This is a genomic window from Methylophilus sp. 14, assembly GCF_015354345.1.
GTDB lineage: Bacteria > Pseudomonadota > Gammaproteobacteria > Burkholderiales > Methylophilaceae > Methylophilus.
On sequence record NZ_JADKYS010000001.1, the window covers coordinates 142,626 to 159,514 of the forward strand.

Below are 16,889 nucleotides of genomic sequence, written 5' to 3' on the forward strand. Positions count from 1 at the left end.
GACGCATTGTGTTTGATATTTCATTCTCAGAATTGCTAGTCATTGCTTTGGTTGCCCTGGTGGTGATCGGGCCGGAAAAATTACCAAAAGTCGCCCGCACTGCGGGCGCTTTTTTTGGTCGCTTGCAACGTTTTGTCACGCAGGTGAAGGACGAAGTGAATCGCGAAACACGTTTTGCCGAACTGCAAACATTGCAACAGGAAGTGCAGTCCGGCTTGCGGCAGGGCTATGATGAAATTGAGCAAAGCATTTTGCCTGACCCAGTGCCAGAGGCTGTGCCTGCGATCATAGAGGCTGAAGTTGTTGCAGTAAAAAAGCCACGTAAACCACGTGTGCGCAAGGCGGCTCCGCCGGTTGCGGAGAGTGCTGCGCAAGCTGATGAGCCATCGCTAGTGCATACGGATCCACAAGCGCAATTGTTTGCGGTGCCTGTCGATGAGAACAAAAAAGGTCGTCGTGCGCGCAAGACTGTTAAAAAAGACGATGACGTCGTGCCTGCGGCGGAACAAAAGCCGCTTGCTTAAGACTTTCCGGATTGCATGATCATGACCCCCACCGAGAGCTTCATTTCACACCTGATCGAATTGCGTAACCGCTTGCTGCGTGCCATTGTTGGTTGGTTGCTGGTGTTTGTGGCCTTGTTCCCGTTTGCCGATAAACTCTATAGCTTGCTGGCGGCGCCGTTGCTAAGCAAGTTGCCGCAAGGGGCGCAAATGATTGCGACGGCGGTGACCACGCCGTTTTTCGTGCCGATGAAAGTCACCATGTTAACGGCATTCCTGATTGCGCTACCCTGGATGATTTATCAGTGCTGGGCATTTGTTTCCCCAGGTTTGTATACGCATGAGAAGCGCCTGATCCGCCCTTTGCTAGCCGCTGCCATCGTGCTGTTTTTTGTCGGCATGGCGTTCGCCTATTTTGTGGTGTTTCCGGTGGTGTTCAGCTTCCTGGTCGGGAGTGCCCCGCAAGGCGTGACCGTGATGACGGATATTGCCGAATACCTGGATTTCGTCATCGGCCTGTTTGTGGCATTTGGCTTTGCGTTTGAAGTGCCGGTCGCTGTGGTGTTGATGGCGCTCATGGGGTGGGTCACGCTGGCGCAGCTGAAAGAGTCACGTTCTTATGTGATTGTGGGCGCTTTTGTGCTGGGGGCAATTTTTACGCCACCGGATATTGTTTCCCAGTGTATGCTCGCCATCCCGCTGTGGCTGCTCTATGAAATTGGATTGCTGGTGGTGCGCTGGCTGCCGCAAGCGCCAGCCAGCGACTCTGCTAAAAGCTAATTATTGCGGGATCTTGTTGGGTAGTGGGCGCTTACCTACCACCAGCGCGATATTCACTTTTTTACCCGCGCGTATGATAGACAAGGTGGCTTTTTCACGTGGCTTGAGCATGGCAATGATGTTCAGCATGGATTGACTGTCTGCCACCGGCTTGTCATCAATGCCTACCAAAATATCCCCAGGGCGCAAACCGGCATGATCAGCCGGGCTGTCCAGCAATACACCGGCAATCAACGACCCGTTAGCTGATTTCAGGTTAAATGACTCTGCCAGTTCTGGCGTGATGTCTTGTGCTTCAATGCCAATCCAGCCGCGGGTGACGGTGCCGCTGGAACTGATTTGTTCCATCACCTGTTTGGCAATGCTGACCGGAATGGCAAAGCCTATGCCCATGCTGCCGCCGTTGCGCGAATAAATCGCACTGTTAATGCCTATGAGGTTGCCGTTGACGTCTATCAGCGCACCACCGGAGTTGCCAGGGTTGATGGAGGCATCGGTCTGGATAAAGTTTTCAAAGGTATTGATACCTAAATGGTTACGGCCCAAAGCGCTGATAATGCCTTGAGTCACCGTCTGGCCGACGCCGAACGGGTTGCCAATGGCCAGCACCACGTCGCCGACTTTCATCTGGTCGCTATTGCTAAACGTAATCGCTGGCAGGTCTTTACGGTCAATTTTAAGCACTGCCAGATCGGTGTCCGGGTCTGTGCCTACAACCGTCGCAGAAGACTTGCTGCCATCGCTGAGCGCCACCTCAATCTGGTCGGCAGAGCTGATCACATGGTTGTTGGTTAAAATCAGGCCGTCAGCACTGACAATCACACCGCTACCCAGGCTGTTTTCCGGCTGCTCATCTTCCTCTTCCATTTCATCGCCAAAAAAATGACGGAATAATGGGTCATTCTTGAGGGCATGGTGCGGGTCCTGGCTGATACGTGCCGTAGTGAATATATTGACCACTGAAGGCATGGCTTTGCTCACTGCCGTGCGGTAGCCGTTTTTGGCAATGGCGGCCGTGGTGTTGGTTGCGACTTGTTTGCTGGCTGGCTGACTGGCGGGTTGTGTGAGCACGCCAGGGTAAAATAGTTTCAACACAAACAAAATGCCCAGGCAAACGGTGACGGCTTGTGAGAAGATAGACCAGAGATGTCGCATAATTGCAAAAGTAAGTGAATGTCTTAACAATGCCTAGTATATATGAGAGTCAGAGATGGAATTAAATCTTCTTGTCACAGAGCTGGCCAATTTTTTACAAGTTGGCAAATTTCAAGATTATTGCCCAAATGGGTTGCAGGTAGAAGGGCGGCCGCAGGTGCGGCGTATCGTTAGCGGTGTCACGGCCAGCCAGGCGTTGATTGAGGCGGCGATCGCTGCAGATGCCGATGCGATTCTGGTGCACCATGGCTACTTCTGGCGTGGAGAGGCGGCCGAAGTGACCGGGCTCAAGCGCAATCGCCTCAAACGTTTGCTGACGCATGACCTGAGTCTGCTGGCTTATCACTTGCCGCTGGATGCGCATGCTGAAGTCGGCAATAACGTGCAGCTGGGGCACGTATTCGAGTGGCCCATCACACATTATCTCGATGATAAGAATATGCTGCCCATGGCTCAGTTGCCGCAAGCAATGACGCTCGCGCAACTTGGCGAGCATGTGAGTGAGTGCCTGGGTCGGCAGGCGCAATTGCTGGGGGATCCGCAAAAGCAGGTGAAAACGGTAGCCTGGTGCACCGGCGCTGCGCAATCCTATATTCAGCAGGCCGTGAATGCCGGGGTGGATGTGTTTATCAGTGGCGAAGTTTCAGAGCAGACCTGGCATACCGTGTGTGAAACCGAGACCGCTTATATCAGTGCTGGCCATCACGCGACTGAGCGCTACGGCGTACAGGCATTGGGTCAGTGGATCGCCGAAAAATATGGTATAGAACACATTTACGTTGAGCTGGATAACCCCGTTTAATTGATTAATATCAATGACTTATTGAATTAAATTTGGCTTGTTTCTGCGAAAAATGTATAATCGCGACTCAAGTTTTGATCACACTGTTACCCCAAAAGGGTAGATTAAGGAAGCCAATGTCAGAAAACAAAATTGACAACAACTGTTTGTCGTTTTGCCAGCCATCTGAGGTGGATTTGCAAAAACGCGATTTCTTGGTAAAAGCCACCGCTGCTACAGGCGCTGTGGGTGTTGCCGCTGTCGCGGTGCCGTTTGTCGGCAGCATGCTGCCGAGTGAGCGCGCCAAAGCGGCCGGTGCACCCGTCGAAGTGGATATCAGCAAGCTGAAACCGGGTGAAAAAATGACGGCCGAATGGCGCGGTCAGCCGGTATGGATTGTGCGTCGTACCCCAGAAATGCTGGCCAAGCTGGTCAAGCACGACGATCAGTTGTCTGATCCAAACCTGGAAGTGCCACAACAGCCTGAATACTGTAAAAACAAAGATCGTTCGATCAAGCCTGAGTTCGCTGTGATGTTGGGTACATGCACGCATTTGGGTTGCTCACCAAACGACAACTTTGTTGCAACAGCAGAGTGGGATGGCGGTTTTGTCTGCCCATGCCACGGCTCTAAATTCGATTTGTCCGGTCGTGTGTTCAAGGGTTCTCCAGCACCAAAAAACCTGCTGATTCCTCCACACCAATACCTGACAGACACAACGCTGCTGATTGGCGAAGACAAAAAGGCGGAGGCTTAATTCATGGCAACTAATAAAAAAACAATTGCCGCTGGTGTGTTGGACTGGGTTGATGCCAGATTTCCACTGACCAGTACTATCAAGGGACACCTGACCGAATATTACGCGCCAAAAAACTTCAATTTCTGGTATTTCTTTGGTTCATTGGCTTTATTGGTGCTGGTGCTGCAAATCGTCACCGGTATCTTTTTAACCATGAACTACAAGCCAGATGCTGAATTGGCATTTGCTTCTGTTGAATACATCATGCGTGATGTGTTTGGTGGCAACATTATTCGCTACATGCACTCTACCGGTGCCTCCATGTTCTTTGTGGTGGTTTACCTGCATATGTTCCGAGGCATCATTTACGGCTCATACAGAACGCCACGTGAACTGATCTGGCTCTTTGGTGTAGGTATTTTCCTGGTGTTAATGGGTGAGGCTTTCTTCGGCTACCTGCTGCCATGGGGTCAAATGTCCTACTGGGGTGCACAAGTGATTGTGAACCTTTTCTCTACCGTGCCATTTATCGGTCCTGACTTGTCCGAGTGGTTGCGTGGTGACTACCTGGTGTCTGATGCCACATTGAACCGTTTCTTCGCTTTCCACGTGATTGCTTTGCCGCTGGTCTTGTTGGGCCTAGTGGCTGTGCACATTGTGGCTTTGCATGAAGTGGGTTCCAATAACCCTGACGGCGTTGAAATTAAAGCCACGAAAGATAAAGCCACCGGTATTCCGTTGGACGGTATTCCTTTCCATCCTTACTACTCAGTGAAAGACCTAGTGGGTGTGGTGGCGTTCCTGATGGTGTTCTTTGCCATCGTGTTCTTTATGCCTGAAATGGGCGGTTACTTCCTGGAAGCCAATAACTTTGTGCCGGCTGACCCGCTGAAAACACCTGCGCACATTGCACCGGTCTGGTATTTCACGCCTTACTACTCCATTTTGCGTGCTGTGCCGCCGATCGGTATTTCACAATTCCCTGGCGTGGTGGCGATGGGCTTGTCTGTGGTCGCCTTTGCTTTCCTGCCTTGGCTGGACAAGAGTCCGGTGAAATCTATCCGTTATCGTGGCAAATTGTACAAGCGCTGGTTAGCTGCGTTTGTGGTGAGTTTCGTGATCCTGGGTTATCTGGGCACGGTGCCAGGGGATATCTGGGGTCAATTCGGATCGTGGTTAGGTCGTGCTGATCGTGCAACAGTGCTTGCCCGTATTTGTAGCGTGGTGTACTTCGCATTCTTTGCCTTGATGCCTTGGTACACTAAAAAAGATCAAACCAAGCCAGTGCCAGAAAGGGTGACATACTAATGATGAAGAAAATGTTTTTGCAGGCTTTTGCTAGCCTGACACTGCTGGTTTCTGGCGTGGCATTGGCCAACGAAGTGCACATTGACGTGAAAGCGCCAATCAGCATGAGCGATAAGGCCTCTTTGCAACGTGGTGCCAAAAACTTTGTGAACTACTGCTTGAACTGCCATAGCGCGAACTACATGCGTTATAACCGTTTGCAGGACATCGGCCTGACCGACAAACAGATTAAAGAGAATTTGCTGTTTGCTGGTGAAAAAGTCGGTGAAACCATGCGCGTCAGCATGAATCCTAAAGATGCCAAGAAATGGTTTGGTGCTGCACCGCCTGACTTGAGCGTTGAAGTGCGTGCGCGTGGTGCGGACTGGGTGTATGCCTACTTGCGTAGTTTCTACAAGGATGACACCCGTCCAACCGGCTGGAATAACCAGGTGTTTGACAAAGTGGCGATGCCGCACGTGCTGTATGAGTTGCAAGGTGTGCAGGTGCTGGATCATGAAACACACACACTGAAGCTGGAAAGGGCTGGTAAATTGAGCCCTCAAGAGTATGACCAGTTTGTGGGTGATCTGACCAACTTCCTAGCCTTTATGGCTGAGCCAGCCAAACAATCCCGTTTGTGGATTGGTGTCGTGGTGTTGCTGTTCCTGTCTGTGCTGTTCGTCTTGGTGAAGAAAATCAAAACCGAATACTGGAAAGATATTCGCTAACTGCAAACCAAGTCCGACACCAAGGCGTGAGGCCTTGGTGTCTTTTTTTATAGGGAAAATAAATTATGATGAGATTGTATTCGGGTACTGTCGATCCTTACAGTCACCGTTGCCGTATCGTATTGTTCGAAAAAGGCATGGACTTTGAAGTCATTGATGTTGATCTGACCAATAAGACCGAAGATTTGGCCATTTTGAATCCGTATGGTGAAGTGCCGGTGTTGGTTGAGCGCGACCTCGTGTTGTCGGAAGCCAATATCATCAATGAGTATATTGATGAGCGTTTTCCGCATCCGCAGTTGATGCCAGCGGATCCTGTGATGCGTGCGCGTGCGCGACTGTTCCTCTACAACTTTGAAAAAGACTTGTTTAGCCATATCAGGGACATTGAGTCCAGCGATGAAGAAACGGCAGACAAGGCGCGTAAAGTGGTACGTGATAACTTGACGCAACTGGTGCCGATTTTTGGCAAGCAAAGCTACCTGATGGGTGATGAGTACTCCATGCTTGACGTGGCCATCACGCCATTGTTGTGGCGCTTGGGTCACTATGGCATTGAGTTGCCTAACCAGGCTTCACCATTGCTGAAATACGCAGAGCGTCTGTTCTCGCGTCCAATGTACGCTGAAGCCATGACGCCTTCTGAAAAGGCCATGCGTAAATAACGTCAGTCAGTCCCCAGGCAGCGCGAATACCCTTCGCGCTGTTTTTTTAAGGAAAGTCGTATGAGCACTTTGATCCCTACCACCGCTTACCTGATACGCGCCATTCATGAGTGGTGTGTTGATAATGGACTCACGCCACATTTGCTGGTGAAGGTTGATGCGCATACGCGGGTGCCTATGGCTTATGTGAAAAATGGCGAAATCGTACTCAACATGAATTACACGGCAGTGAAAGACTTGCATATCGATAATGATGCAGTGGTATTTTCTGCCCGTTTCAGCGGCGTTGCGCAGCATATTTATGTGCCGATTAACCGTGTCGGCGGCGTGTTCGCCCGCGAGAATGGCCAGGGCATGTTCTTTGAGGTGGTTGATGGTCAGGCGCCCGAACCTAAAACCCGCACGGATGCTGCTGCAGGCGCCGCGCCGGAAGGGCCTGCAGCTAAAAAGTCCCACCTCAAAGTAGTGAAGTAATGCCGCTAGCTTGTCATGCTTTGTGGTGTGATTGGCCTGTGAAGATTGGTCCGATAGCCTTTTTTCAGTAAAAAATAAAAAATTCTTAAAAAGCACTAGATTACTTCTCAAAAAAAGTGATATAGTTGCGCCTTCCTGAAATGCCGGGTTAGCTCAGTTGGTAGAGCAGCGCACTTGTAATGCGAAGGTCATCAGTTCGATTCCGATACCCGGCACCAAATTTATGTTTGCTGACATTGACGTCAGTGGCATTAACCGCGATAATCGCGGTCGATTTTTTGGAGAGGTGGCCGAGTGGTTAAAGGCGACGGACTGTAAATCCGTTCTCTCTGAGTACGCTGGTTCGAATCCAGCCCTCTCCACCAAAAAATGATTGCCTGTAGGTATTGCTGTAAAGCGGGTCGGTGAGAGCCCTCCTTGGGTGTTCTGCATAGTGCGGGTGTAGCTCAGTTGGTAGAGCACTTGCCTTCCAAGCAAGATGTCGCGAGTTCGAACCTCGTCGCCCGCTCCAACAATAACAATAGGCAAAACGCCCATGTGGCTCAGTGGTAGAGCACTCCCTTGGTAAGGGAGAGGTCGCGGGTCCGATTCCCGCCATGGGCACCAGATTTGCTCTGTAGCATACGGGGCTTGGTAAGTAGTCGCGTGCAAGGGTGCTGTCATCCGCGTCGCATAATTGGCTTTATTTAGTACTAATAAAGGAAAAACATCATGGCAAAAGGCAAATTTGAACGTACCAAGCCACACGTGAACGTTGGTACGATTGGTCACGTTGACCACGGTAAGACGACATTGACAGCGGCGATCACCACTGTATTGACGAAGAAATTTGGCGGCGAAGCAAAAGCTTACGACCAGATTGACGCGGCACCAGAAGAAAAAGCACGTGGTATTACCATTAACACAGCGCACGTTGAGTACGAGACAGCCACCCGTCACTACGCACACGTTGACTGCCCAGGTCACGCTGACTATGTTAAAAACATGATTACCGGTGCTGCTCAGATGGACGGCGCTATTCTGGTATGTTCAGCTGCTGACGGCCCAATGCCACAAACACGTGAGCACATCCTGTTGGCGCGCCAAGTGGGTGTTCCATACATCGTTGTGTTCCTGAACAAAGCTGACATGGTTGACGACGCTGAGTTGTTGGAACTGGTTGAGATGGAAGTGCGTGACTTGCTGAGCAAGTATGACTTCCCAGGTGATGACACCCCAATCGTTAAAGGTTCTGCAAAATTGGCACTGGAAGGTGACCAATCAGAAATCGGCGAACCAGCAATTTTCGCATTGGCTGACGCATTAGACAGCTACATCCCAACCCCAGAGCGCGCAATCGACGGCGCATTCCTGATGCCAGTAGAAGACGTATTCTCTATCTCTGGTCGTGGTACTGTGGTTACAGGCCGTATCGAGCGTGGTATCGTTAAAGTCGGCGACGAAATCGAAATCGTTGGTATCAAGCCAACCTTGAAAACTACCTGTACTGGTGTTGAAATGTTCCGTAAACTGCTGGACCAAGGTCAAGCAGGCGACAACGTAGGCGTATTGCTGCGTGGTACTAAGCGTGAAGAAGTTGAGCGTGGTCAAGTATTGTCCAAATCAGGTTCTATCAAGCCACACACCAAGTTCACAGCAGAGATCTACGTGTTGGGTAAAGATGAAGGTGGTCGTCATACACCATTCTTCAACGGCTACCGTCCACAGTTCTACTTCCGTACAACTGACGTGACTGGTGCAGTTGAGTTGCCAGCAGGTACCGAAATGGTGATGCCAGGTGACAACGTATCAATCTCAGTTGCACTGATCGCTCCAATCGCGATGGAAGAAGGCTTGCGCTTCGCTATCCGTGAAGGTGGTCGTACCGTTGGTGCTGGCGTTGTTGCCAAAATCATCGAGTAATAGTTGATGTATGTGAAAGCTGCGCTACAACCCGTGCAGCTTTCGCTTTAAAGAGTACAGGCCAATAGCTCAATTGGTAGAGTATCGGTCTCCAAAACCGAGGGTTGGGGGTTCGAGACCCTCTTGGCCTGCCAAACACCCAGAATAAACTGAGGTGTTAATCATAAAGTTAAGTATATGATCGATAAAATCAAACTGGCTTTATCCCTGTTGTTACTAGCTTTAGGGATCGCCGGTTTTTATCTTTTTGAAGATAAAGCAATGGTTATCAGGATACTTGCCGTTTTGGCAGGTATTGTCGCGTCTGTAGCAGTGGCGTGGACTGCGCCACAAGGCAAGCAGGCGCTAGGCTTTTTTAATGAGTCTGTTGCTGAAGCCAAGCGTGTTGTCTGGCCAACGCGTCAGGAAACCCTGCAAACCACACTGGCGGTTGTTGTGCTGGTCGTGATCATGGCGGCTTTCCTGGCGTTGGTAGATATCAGCTTCGCCTACATGGTGCAATGGATTATGGGTAAAGGAGCTTAATGGCTATGCGTTGGTATGCAGTTCAAGCTTTCTCCGGCATGGAAAAATCCGTGAAAGCCGGTTTGGAAGAGCGCATCATCAGATCTAACTTGCAAGATCAGTTCGGTGACATTCTGGTGCCTGTTGAAGAAGTGGTCGAGTTGAAGAATGGTCAGAAGACTATTTCTGAGCGCCGCCTGTATCCTGGCTATGTCCTGGTGCAAATGGAAATGACAGACGAGAGCTGGCACCTGGTGAGAAGTACGCCAAGAGTGACCTCGTTCATCGGTGGTACGGCGCAGCGCCCAACCCCGATTAAAGATAAAGAAGTAGAAATCATTCTGCGCCGCATGGATGACAGCAAGTCGAATCCAACGCAGAAGATGACGTTTGAAAAGGGCGAAAGCGTACGCGTGATCGATGGCCCATTCAAGGATTTCTCTGGTAGCGTTGAAGAAGTGAATTACGACAAAAACAAACTGCGTGTTTCCGTGGTGATTTTTGGTCGCGCGACACCAGTTGAACTGGATTTTGCACAGGTAGAAAAAGAAGTCTAGTTGTGCATTGTTCGACTGCCGTGAACGGTAGTCGATATTTTTAACGGGGAGCCTGCCTCAGGCGCTATTACCCATTTTAGGAGTCAAACATGGCAAAGAAAGTCATTGGCTACATTAAGCTGCAGATCCCTGCAGGTAAAGCCAACCCAAGCCCACCAGTCGGTCCAGCACTGGGTCAACGTGGTCTGAACATCATGGAATTCTGTAAGGCGTTTAACGCTGCAACGCAAGGTGTAGAGCCAGGCTTGCCAATTCCAGTGGTGATCACTGCATTTGCAGACAAGAGCTTCACGTTTGTGATGAAAACCCCACCAGCGACCGTGCTGATCAAAAAAGCGGCCAAGCTGGAAAAAGGCTCTGCACGTCCTCATACAGACAAAGTTGGTAAGATTACTCGCGCACAAGCTGAAGAGATCGCCAAAACAAAACAGCCTGACCTGACGGCTGCTGACCTGGATGCCGCTGTACGCACCATCGCTGGTAGCGCACGTAGCATGGGTATCGAAGTGGAGGGTGTATAACATGGCTAAAAGAATTGATGCATTGCGTGCAAAAATCGACCGCAACAAATTATATCCAGTGACTGAAGCCCTCAGCCTGGTTAAAGAAGGCGCAAATGCCAAATTTAACGAATCTGTGGATGCTGTGATTAACCTGGGTATTGATCCACGTAAATCTGACCAACTGGTTCGTGGCGCAATCGTATTGCCTAACGGTACTGGTAAAACAACTCGCGTGGCTGTGTTTGCACAAGGCGCGCAAGCTGAAGCTGCTAAAGCGGCGGGTGCTGATATTGTTGGTTTCGAAGATCTGGCTGAGCAAGTTAAAGGCGGCATGCTGGACTTTGACGTAGCGATTGCAACCCCTGATGCGATGCGTATCGTGGGTGCGTTGGGTCAAGTGTTGGGTCCACGTGGTTTGATGCCAAACCCAAAAGTGGGTACCGTGACGCCTGATGCAGCGACTGCTGTTAAAAACGCCAAAGCTGGTCAAGTACAATACCGTACTGACAAAGGTGGTATCGTGCATTGCACAATCGGCCGTGCTTCTTTCACCACGGAGCAATTGCAAGGCAACTTGTCTGCGTTGGTTGATGCATTGAACAAAGCCAAGCCAACCAGCTCAAAAGGAGTCTACCTGAAGAAATTGTCCGTTTCCAGCACCATGGGTCCTGGCGTACGTGTCGATCAAGCATCAGTTGTAGCGTAATTGAAAGCCCCGGACGTCATCGTCCGGGCAAAGAACTTTGGGCTTGAGTGCCTGTGATAAGCAAGCACTCAAGAGCATCAAAGACCGTTGGTGGTTAACTTAATAGAGCGTTGAATGTAAATGGGTGAGCAATCCTCTGTTTGCAGCAATGTGAAACCAACGCAGATGGCGATCCCCAGCACAGGATATTTCCATGCCCTGCACAAGGACGCCGTGAGTGGCCAGGTTATTTGACCTGGCTTTCATTAACGGAAGGAGAACAGACCTTGAGTCTTAATCTTACAGAGAAAAAAGAAGTCGTTGCCGAGGTGGCCGCTCAAGTGGCTAACGCACAAGCAATCGTACTTGCTGAGTATCGTGGTATTGGCGTAGCCAATATGACGAAACTGCGTGCTGATGCACGTAATGCAGGTGTGTATCTGCGTGTGTTGAAAAACACCCTGGTTCGTCGTGCAGTAGAAGGTACGCCTTTTGCAGCATTGGCTGACGACATGGTTGGGCCATTGGTATACGGCATTTCTGCCGATCCAGTTGCAGCTGCCAAAGTATTGAACAACTTCGCTAAAGAAAACGAATTGTTCGTACTGAAAGCAGGCGCAATGCCTAATGAGCGTCTTGATGTTGCTGGCGTACAAGCGTTGGCATCTACATTGAGCCGTGATGAGTTGCTGTCCAAACTGGCTGGCATGCTCAACGAAATCCCAACCAAGTTTGCTCGTGCCGTTGCAGCAGTACGCGACGAACAAGAAAAGCAAGCGGCTTAATTTTTAATCAAACTATTTTAGGAAATTTATATCATGGCAATTTCTAATGCTGACATCTTAGATGCAATCGGTGGCATGACCGTATTGGAACTGACTGCATTCATCAAAGAAATCGAAGAGAAGTTCGGTGTTTCTGCTGCTGCTGTTGCAGTAGCTGCTGGCGGCGCTGCTGCTGGTGCTGCTCCAGCTGCTGCTGAGCAAACTGAGTTCAACGTTGTGTTGAACGGCGCTGGCGACAACAAAGTGAGCGTGATTAAAGCTGTTCGTGAACTGACTGGCCTGGGCTTGAAAGAAGCTAAAGACCTGGTTGACGGCGCACCAAAAGCAGTTAAAGAAGGCGTAAGCAAAGCTGACGCTGAAGCAGCTGTGAAGAAATTGATCGAAGCGGGCGCAACTGCTGAGATGAAATAATTCACAATTGTGAATCTGGCTGGGCTGACGGGAGACCGTCGGCCTTCGCCATTTCTGGCGCATGCAGATTATCAACGCGCTGACTTGCCAGAAAAAATGTTGTAAATCCGGTGTTATGGCCACAATATGTGAAAACTAAGTGGTTGATTTTTAATCGAAGTTAGATGTCAAAACATTGCAGTGGATGAAAAGTGTTTTGTCTTCTACCCTCAAAAATTTCAGGAGACGCTATGAGCTATTCCTTTACCGAAAAGAAACGCATCCGCAAAAGCTTTGCCAAGCGCGACAGTGTTCAAGAGGTACCTTACCTGCTAGCCATGCAGTTGGAATCCTACAAATCATTCCTGCAGGAAAACGTTCCACTCGACCAACGTAAAAACGAAGGTCTGGAATCGACTTTCCGTTCCATTTTCCCTATCGTTAGCCATTCTGAGAATGCACGTCTGGATTATGTGAGCTATCAATTAGGCGCTGAGCCATTTGATGTCAAAGAGTGTCAACAACGTGGTTTGACTTATGCCGTGCCTTTGCGCGTCAAAGTCCGTTTGACCATCATGGACCGCGAAGCGTCCAAACCAACCGTGAAAGAAGTCAAAGAACAAGAAGTGTACATGGGCGAATTGCCGCTCATGACCGAAAACGGTTCTTTCGTGATCAACGGTACTGAGCGTGTGATTGTGTCTCAATTGCACCGCAGTCCAGGCGTGTTCTTTGAGCATGACCGTGGTAAAACCCACAGCTCCGGCAAGTTGCTGTTCTCAGCACGTATCATTCCTTACCGTGGTTCCTGGCTGGATTTCGAATTCGATCCAAAAGATTACCTGTACTTCCGCGTTGACCGTCGTCGCAAGATGCCAGTCACTATTTTGCTGAAGGCCTTGGGTTATAACCCTGAACAAATCCTGGAAACTTTCCACGATACAGACACTTTCCACATTGGCCCGAAAGGCGTGGAATTTACACTGGTTGCTGACCGTCTGCGTGGCGAAGTGGCCAAGTTTGATATTACAGACAAAGACGGTAATGTGCTGGTCGCTAAAGACAAGCGTATTACAGTCAAACACATCCGCGATATCGAAAAAGCGGGCGTGACCACCATGGCTGTGCCGACCGACTTCATGATGGGGCGTGCGGTTGCTAAAAATATCATCGATACAGAAACCGGTGAGTTGATTGCCAATGCCAACGATGAAATTACACCTTCATTGCTGGAAAAACTGGTCGCTGCCAAGATTGCTGAAATCGATACGATTTACACCAACGATCTGGATCACGGTAACTTCATTTCGCAAACCTTGCGCAGTGATGAAATTCCTGACCAGTACAGTGCACGTGTCGCGATTTACCGCATGATGCGCCCAGGCGAGCCACCAACCGAAGAAGCCGTAGAAGCGTTGTTTAAAGGCTTGTTCTTCACAGAAGATCGCTATGACCTGTCTGTGGTTGGCCGCATGAAGTTTAACCGCCGTGCTTACCCAAGCAAGCTGGAAGACCGCACTGCCGCCTGGATGCGCCGTTTCTATGAAAACGTTGGTGCACAAGGCGATACCGGCAGCAATGTGCTGTCTAACGAAGACATCCTGGCCGTGATTGGCGTGTTGATCGAGTTGCGCAATGGTCGCGGCGAAATCGACGATATCGATCACTTGGGTAACCGTCGTATCCGTTCCGTGGGTGAATTGGCAGAGAACCAGTTCCGTGCCGGTTTGGTGCGTGTTGAGCGTGCAGTGAAAGAGCGTTTGTCTCAGGCTGAGTCTGAGAACCTGATGCCGCACGACTTGATCAACGCGAAACCAGTGTCCAGCGCGATCCGTGAATTTTTCGGTTCCAGCCAGTTGTCACAGTTTATGGACCAAACCAACCCATTGTCAGAGATTACGCACAAGCGTCGTATTTCTGCCCTTGGCCCAGGCGGTCTGACACGTGAGCGTGCTGGTTTTGAGGTGCGTGACGTACATACCACCCACTATGGCCGTGTGTGTCCAATTGAAACACCGGAAGGTCCAAACATTGGTTTGATCAACTCATTGGCGCTGTATGCACGCACCAATGAATACGGTTTCCTGGAAACTCCATACCGTCTGGTTGAAGAGAACAAGGTATCCGGCAAGATTGATTACCTGTCTGCGATTGAAGAGAGCCAGTATGTGATTGCACAGGCCAACACCGAAGTGTCTAAAGAAGGTGGCTTCAAAGAAGATCTGGTGTCAGCGCGTTTCCATAACGAATTTACCATGACGCAACCTGGTCGCGTACAGTACATGGACGTGGCCCCAGGCCAGATCGTGTCTGTGGCGGCTTCGCTGATTCCGTTCCTGGAACACGATGACGCGAACCGTGCATTGATGGGTGCCAACATGCAACGTCAAGCGGTGCCATGTCTGCGTGCTGAAAAAGCCGTGGTGGGTACAGGTATTGAGCGTACGGTAGCGGTTGACTCCGGTACTGTCGTGACTGCCCGTCGTGGTGGTGTGGTTGACTATGTGGACTCAGGCCGTATCGTGGTCCGCGTGCATGATGCGGAAGCATTGGCAGGCGAAGTCGGTGTGGACATCTACAACCTGACCAAATACACCCGTTCTAACCAGAACACCAACATCAACCAGCGTCCGCTGGTTAAAGTGGGCGACATCATTTCCCGCGGTGACGTGGTGGCGGATGGCGCATCAACTGACATGGGTGAATTGGCGCTGGGCCAGAACATGCTGGTAGGCTTTATGCCATGGAACGGTTATAACTACGAAGACTCGATCTTGATCTCCGAGCGCGTGGTGGCTGATGACCGTTACACGTCTATCCATATTGAAGAACTGTCAGTGGTTGCCCGTGACACCAAGCTGGGACCTGAAGAGATTACACGCGATATTTCCAACCTGTCCGAGCGTATGCTGGGCCGTTTGGATGACTCCGGTATTATCTACATTGGTGCTGAAGTAGAAGCTGGTGACGTACTGGTGGGTAAAGTGACACCAAAAGGTGAAACCACTTTAACGCCAGAAGAAAAATTGCTGCGTGCGATTTTCGGTGAAAAAGCGTCTGACGTAAAAGACACTTCACTGCGCGTGCCATCAGGCATGACAGGTACAGTCATCGACGTACAAGTCTTCACCCGTGAAGGCATAGACCGCGATGCACGTGCACAGCAGATTATTGACGACCAGTTGTCTCACTACAAAAAAGATCTGGGCGACCAGATGCGTATTGTAGAAGACGATACCTTTGGCCGTATCAGCCGTTTGCTGGCTGGTAAAGTGGCGACCGGTGGTCCGAACAAGCTGAAAAAAGGCGACACGCTGAACCAGGAATACCTGGAAAGCGTTGGCCGTTATGACTGGTTTGATATTCGTTTGAGCGATGAAGAAGCCGCACGTCAACTGGAGCAACTGAAAGACAGCTTGAGCCAGGCACGTGTTGAGTTCGACAACAAGTTCGAAGAGAAGAAACGCAAACTGACGCAAGGTGACGAATTGCCACCAGGCGTACAGAAAATGGTGAAAGTATATCTGGCGGTAAAACGCCGCATTCAACCTGGTGACAAGATGGCTGGTCGTCACGGTAACAAGGGTGTGATCTCCAAGATTTGCCCGGTTGAAGATATGCCGCACATGGCTGACGGTACACCGTTAGACATCGTGTTGAACCCACTGGGCGTGCCTTCACGTATGAACATCGGTCAGATTCTGGAAACCCACCTGGGTTGGGCTGCTAAAGGCTTGGGCAAACGTCTGGGCGACATGTTGCAAGCCGAAGCCAAAGTGGCTGAAATCCGTGGCTTCCTGGACAAGATCTACAACAGCAGCACCGGCAAGAAAGAAGACATTGCTGGCCTGACTGACGTCGAAGTGATCGATTTGGCAACCAACCTGAAACACGGTGTGCCATTTGCAACGCCGGTGTTTGACGGTGCTGCCGAGTCTGACATTCGCGCCATGCTGGATCTGGCGTTCCCGGATGAAGACGAACACACCAAGAAATTGCAGTTCCATGCAGGTAAAACACAGGTCAAACTGTTTGACGGCCGTACTGGTGATGCCTTTGAGCGTCCGGTCACCGTTGGTTACATGCACGTACTGAAACTGCACCACTTGGTCGACGACAAGATGCACGCACGTTCTACCGGTCCTTACAGCCTGGTGACACAACAGCCGTTGGGTGGTAAAGCCCAGTTCGGTGGTCAGCGCTTCGGTGAGATGGAAGTTTGGGCACTGGAAGCGTATGGTGCGTCATACACCTTGCAAGAGATGTTGACAGTGAAATCAGATGACGTGAATGGCCGTACCAAAGTGTACGAAAACATCGTCAAAGGTGAGCACAAAATTGATGCGGGTATGCCTGAATCATTCAACGTGTTAGTGAAAGAAATCCGTTCACTGGCCATTGATATTGATTTGGACCGTAACTAATTCCCGCCATTAAGGAGAGTCTC

17 protein-coding genes and 5 tRNA genes are annotated in these 16,889 nt (G+C 50.3%); 21 read left to right on the forward strand and 1 reads right to left on the reverse strand.

Annotation, left to right across the window (positions count from 1 at the left end):
• Positions 1-8: 8 nt before the first annotated feature.
• Positions 9-524 (forward strand): Sec-independent protein translocase protein TatB, encoded by a 516-nt coding sequence (gene tatB, locus INP78_RS00755; RefSeq protein WP_194740346.1) that lies wholly within the window; start codon positions 9-11, stop codon positions 522-524.
• Positions 525-545: 21 nt separating this feature from the next.
• Positions 546-1,283 carry a twin-arginine translocase subunit TatC gene (tatC, locus tag INP78_RS00760; protein WP_194741065.1) on the forward strand — a complete coding sequence of 246 codons (738 nt, stop codon included), beginning with the start codon at positions 546-548 and terminating at the stop codon, positions 1,281-1,283.
• On the opposite strand, the gene INP78_RS00765 is transcribed toward tatC, so the two are convergent.
• Positions 1,284-2,438: a S1C family serine protease gene (locus INP78_RS00765; RefSeq protein ID WP_194740347.1), complete on the reverse strand. Its 1,155-nt coding sequence runs from the start codon at positions 2,436-2,438 to the stop codon at positions 1,284-1,286.
• A 55-nt stretch (positions 2,439-2,493) separates the two neighbouring features.
• Here INP78_RS00765 and INP78_RS00770 point away from each other — a divergent pair, with 55 nt between their 5' ends.
• From INP78_RS00770 to rpoB, 19 genes are all read left to right on the forward strand, one after another.
• A complete protein-coding gene (locus INP78_RS00770; RefSeq protein WP_194740348.1) occupies positions 2,494-3,240 on the forward strand; it encodes a Nif3-like dinuclear metal center hexameric protein in 747 nt (248 codons plus the stop codon).
• A gap of 116 nt (positions 3,241-3,356) precedes the next feature.
• Positions 3,357-3,977: a ubiquinol-cytochrome c reductase iron-sulfur subunit gene (petA, locus tag INP78_RS00775; RefSeq protein WP_194740349.1), complete on the forward strand. Its 621-nt coding sequence runs from the start codon at positions 3,357-3,359 to the stop codon at positions 3,975-3,977.
• Positions 3,978-3,980: 3 nt separating this feature from the next.
• Complete coding sequence (locus INP78_RS00780) at positions 3,981-5,267, forward strand: cytochrome bc complex cytochrome b subunit (RefSeq protein ID WP_194740350.1); 1,287 nt, start codon at positions 3,981-3,983, stop codon at positions 5,265-5,267.
• The gene (locus tag INP78_RS00785; RefSeq protein WP_228522577.1) at positions 5,267-5,977 is read left to right on the forward strand and encodes a cytochrome c1; all 711 of its coding nucleotides are present in this window, start codon (positions 5,267-5,269) and stop codon (positions 5,975-5,977) included. Before INP78_RS00780 ends, INP78_RS00785 begins: the two co-directional genes overlap by 1 nt.
• 65 nt (positions 5,978-6,042) lie before the next feature.
• Positions 6,043-6,642 carry a glutathione S-transferase N-terminal domain-containing protein gene (locus tag INP78_RS00790; RefSeq protein ID WP_194740351.1) on the forward strand — a complete coding sequence of 200 codons (600 nt, stop codon included), beginning with the start codon at positions 6,043-6,045 and terminating at the stop codon, positions 6,640-6,642.
• A 60-nt stretch (positions 6,643-6,702) separates the two neighbouring features.
• On the forward strand, positions 6,703-7,116 hold the full coding sequence (locus tag INP78_RS00795) for a ClpXP protease specificity-enhancing factor (RefSeq protein ID WP_194740352.1): 414 nt from the start codon (positions 6,703-6,705) through the stop codon (positions 7,114-7,116).
• A 142-nt stretch (positions 7,117-7,258) separates the two neighbouring features.
• Positions 7,259-7,334 (forward strand) — tRNA-Thr (locus INP78_RS00800).
• 62 nt (positions 7,335-7,396) lie between these two features.
• A tRNA-Tyr gene (locus INP78_RS00805) sits at positions 7,397-7,481 on the forward strand.
• Positions 7,482-7,551: 70 nt separating this feature from the next.
• Positions 7,552-7,627 (forward strand) — tRNA-Gly (locus INP78_RS00810).
• Between the two features lie 20 nt (positions 7,628-7,647).
• Positions 7,648-7,722: transfer RNA gene (locus tag INP78_RS00815), tRNA-Thr, on the forward strand.
• A 105-nt stretch (positions 7,723-7,827) separates the two neighbouring features.
• Complete coding sequence (gene tuf / locus INP78_RS00820; RefSeq protein WP_194740353.1) at positions 7,828-9,018, forward strand: elongation factor Tu; 1,191 nt, start codon at positions 7,828-7,830, stop codon at positions 9,016-9,018.
• Between the two features lie 58 nt (positions 9,019-9,076).
• Positions 9,077-9,152, forward strand: a tRNA-Trp gene (locus INP78_RS00825).
• Between the two features lie 43 nt (positions 9,153-9,195).
• Positions 9,196-9,543, forward strand: coding sequence for a preprotein translocase subunit SecE (gene secE, locus INP78_RS00830; RefSeq protein WP_019881208.1), 348 nt, complete (start codon positions 9,196-9,198; stop codon positions 9,541-9,543).
• A complete protein-coding gene (gene nusG / locus INP78_RS00835; protein ID WP_194740354.1) occupies positions 9,543-10,079 on the forward strand; it encodes a transcription termination/antitermination protein NusG in 537 nt (178 codons plus the stop codon). Before secE ends, nusG begins: the two co-directional genes overlap by 1 nt.
• 89 nt (positions 10,080-10,168) lie before the next feature.
• Positions 10,169-10,600 carry a 50S ribosomal protein L11 gene (gene rplK, locus INP78_RS00840; RefSeq protein ID WP_018987686.1) on the forward strand — a complete coding sequence of 144 codons (432 nt, stop codon included), beginning with the start codon at positions 10,169-10,171 and terminating at the stop codon, positions 10,598-10,600.
• 1 nt (position 10,601) lies between these two features.
• Positions 10,602-11,288 carry a 50S ribosomal protein L1 gene (gene rplA / locus INP78_RS00845; protein WP_194740355.1) on the forward strand — a complete coding sequence of 229 codons (687 nt, stop codon included), beginning with the start codon at positions 10,602-10,604 and terminating at the stop codon, positions 11,286-11,288.
• A gap of 266 nt (positions 11,289-11,554) precedes the next feature.
• Complete coding sequence (gene rplJ / locus INP78_RS00850; protein WP_194740356.1) at positions 11,555-12,052, forward strand: 50S ribosomal protein L10; 498 nt, start codon at positions 11,555-11,557, stop codon at positions 12,050-12,052.
• Between the two features lie 33 nt (positions 12,053-12,085).
• Positions 12,086-12,463 carry a 50S ribosomal protein L7/L12 gene (rplL, locus tag INP78_RS00855; RefSeq protein WP_194740357.1) on the forward strand — a complete coding sequence of 126 codons (378 nt, stop codon included), beginning with the start codon at positions 12,086-12,088 and terminating at the stop codon, positions 12,461-12,463.
• Between the two features lie 230 nt (positions 12,464-12,693).
• Positions 12,694-16,866 (forward strand): DNA-directed RNA polymerase subunit beta, encoded by a 4,173-nt coding sequence (rpoB, locus tag INP78_RS00860; protein ID WP_194740358.1) that lies wholly within the window; start codon positions 12,694-12,696, stop codon positions 16,864-16,866.
• The last annotated feature ends 23 nt before the right edge of the window (positions 16,867-16,889 follow it).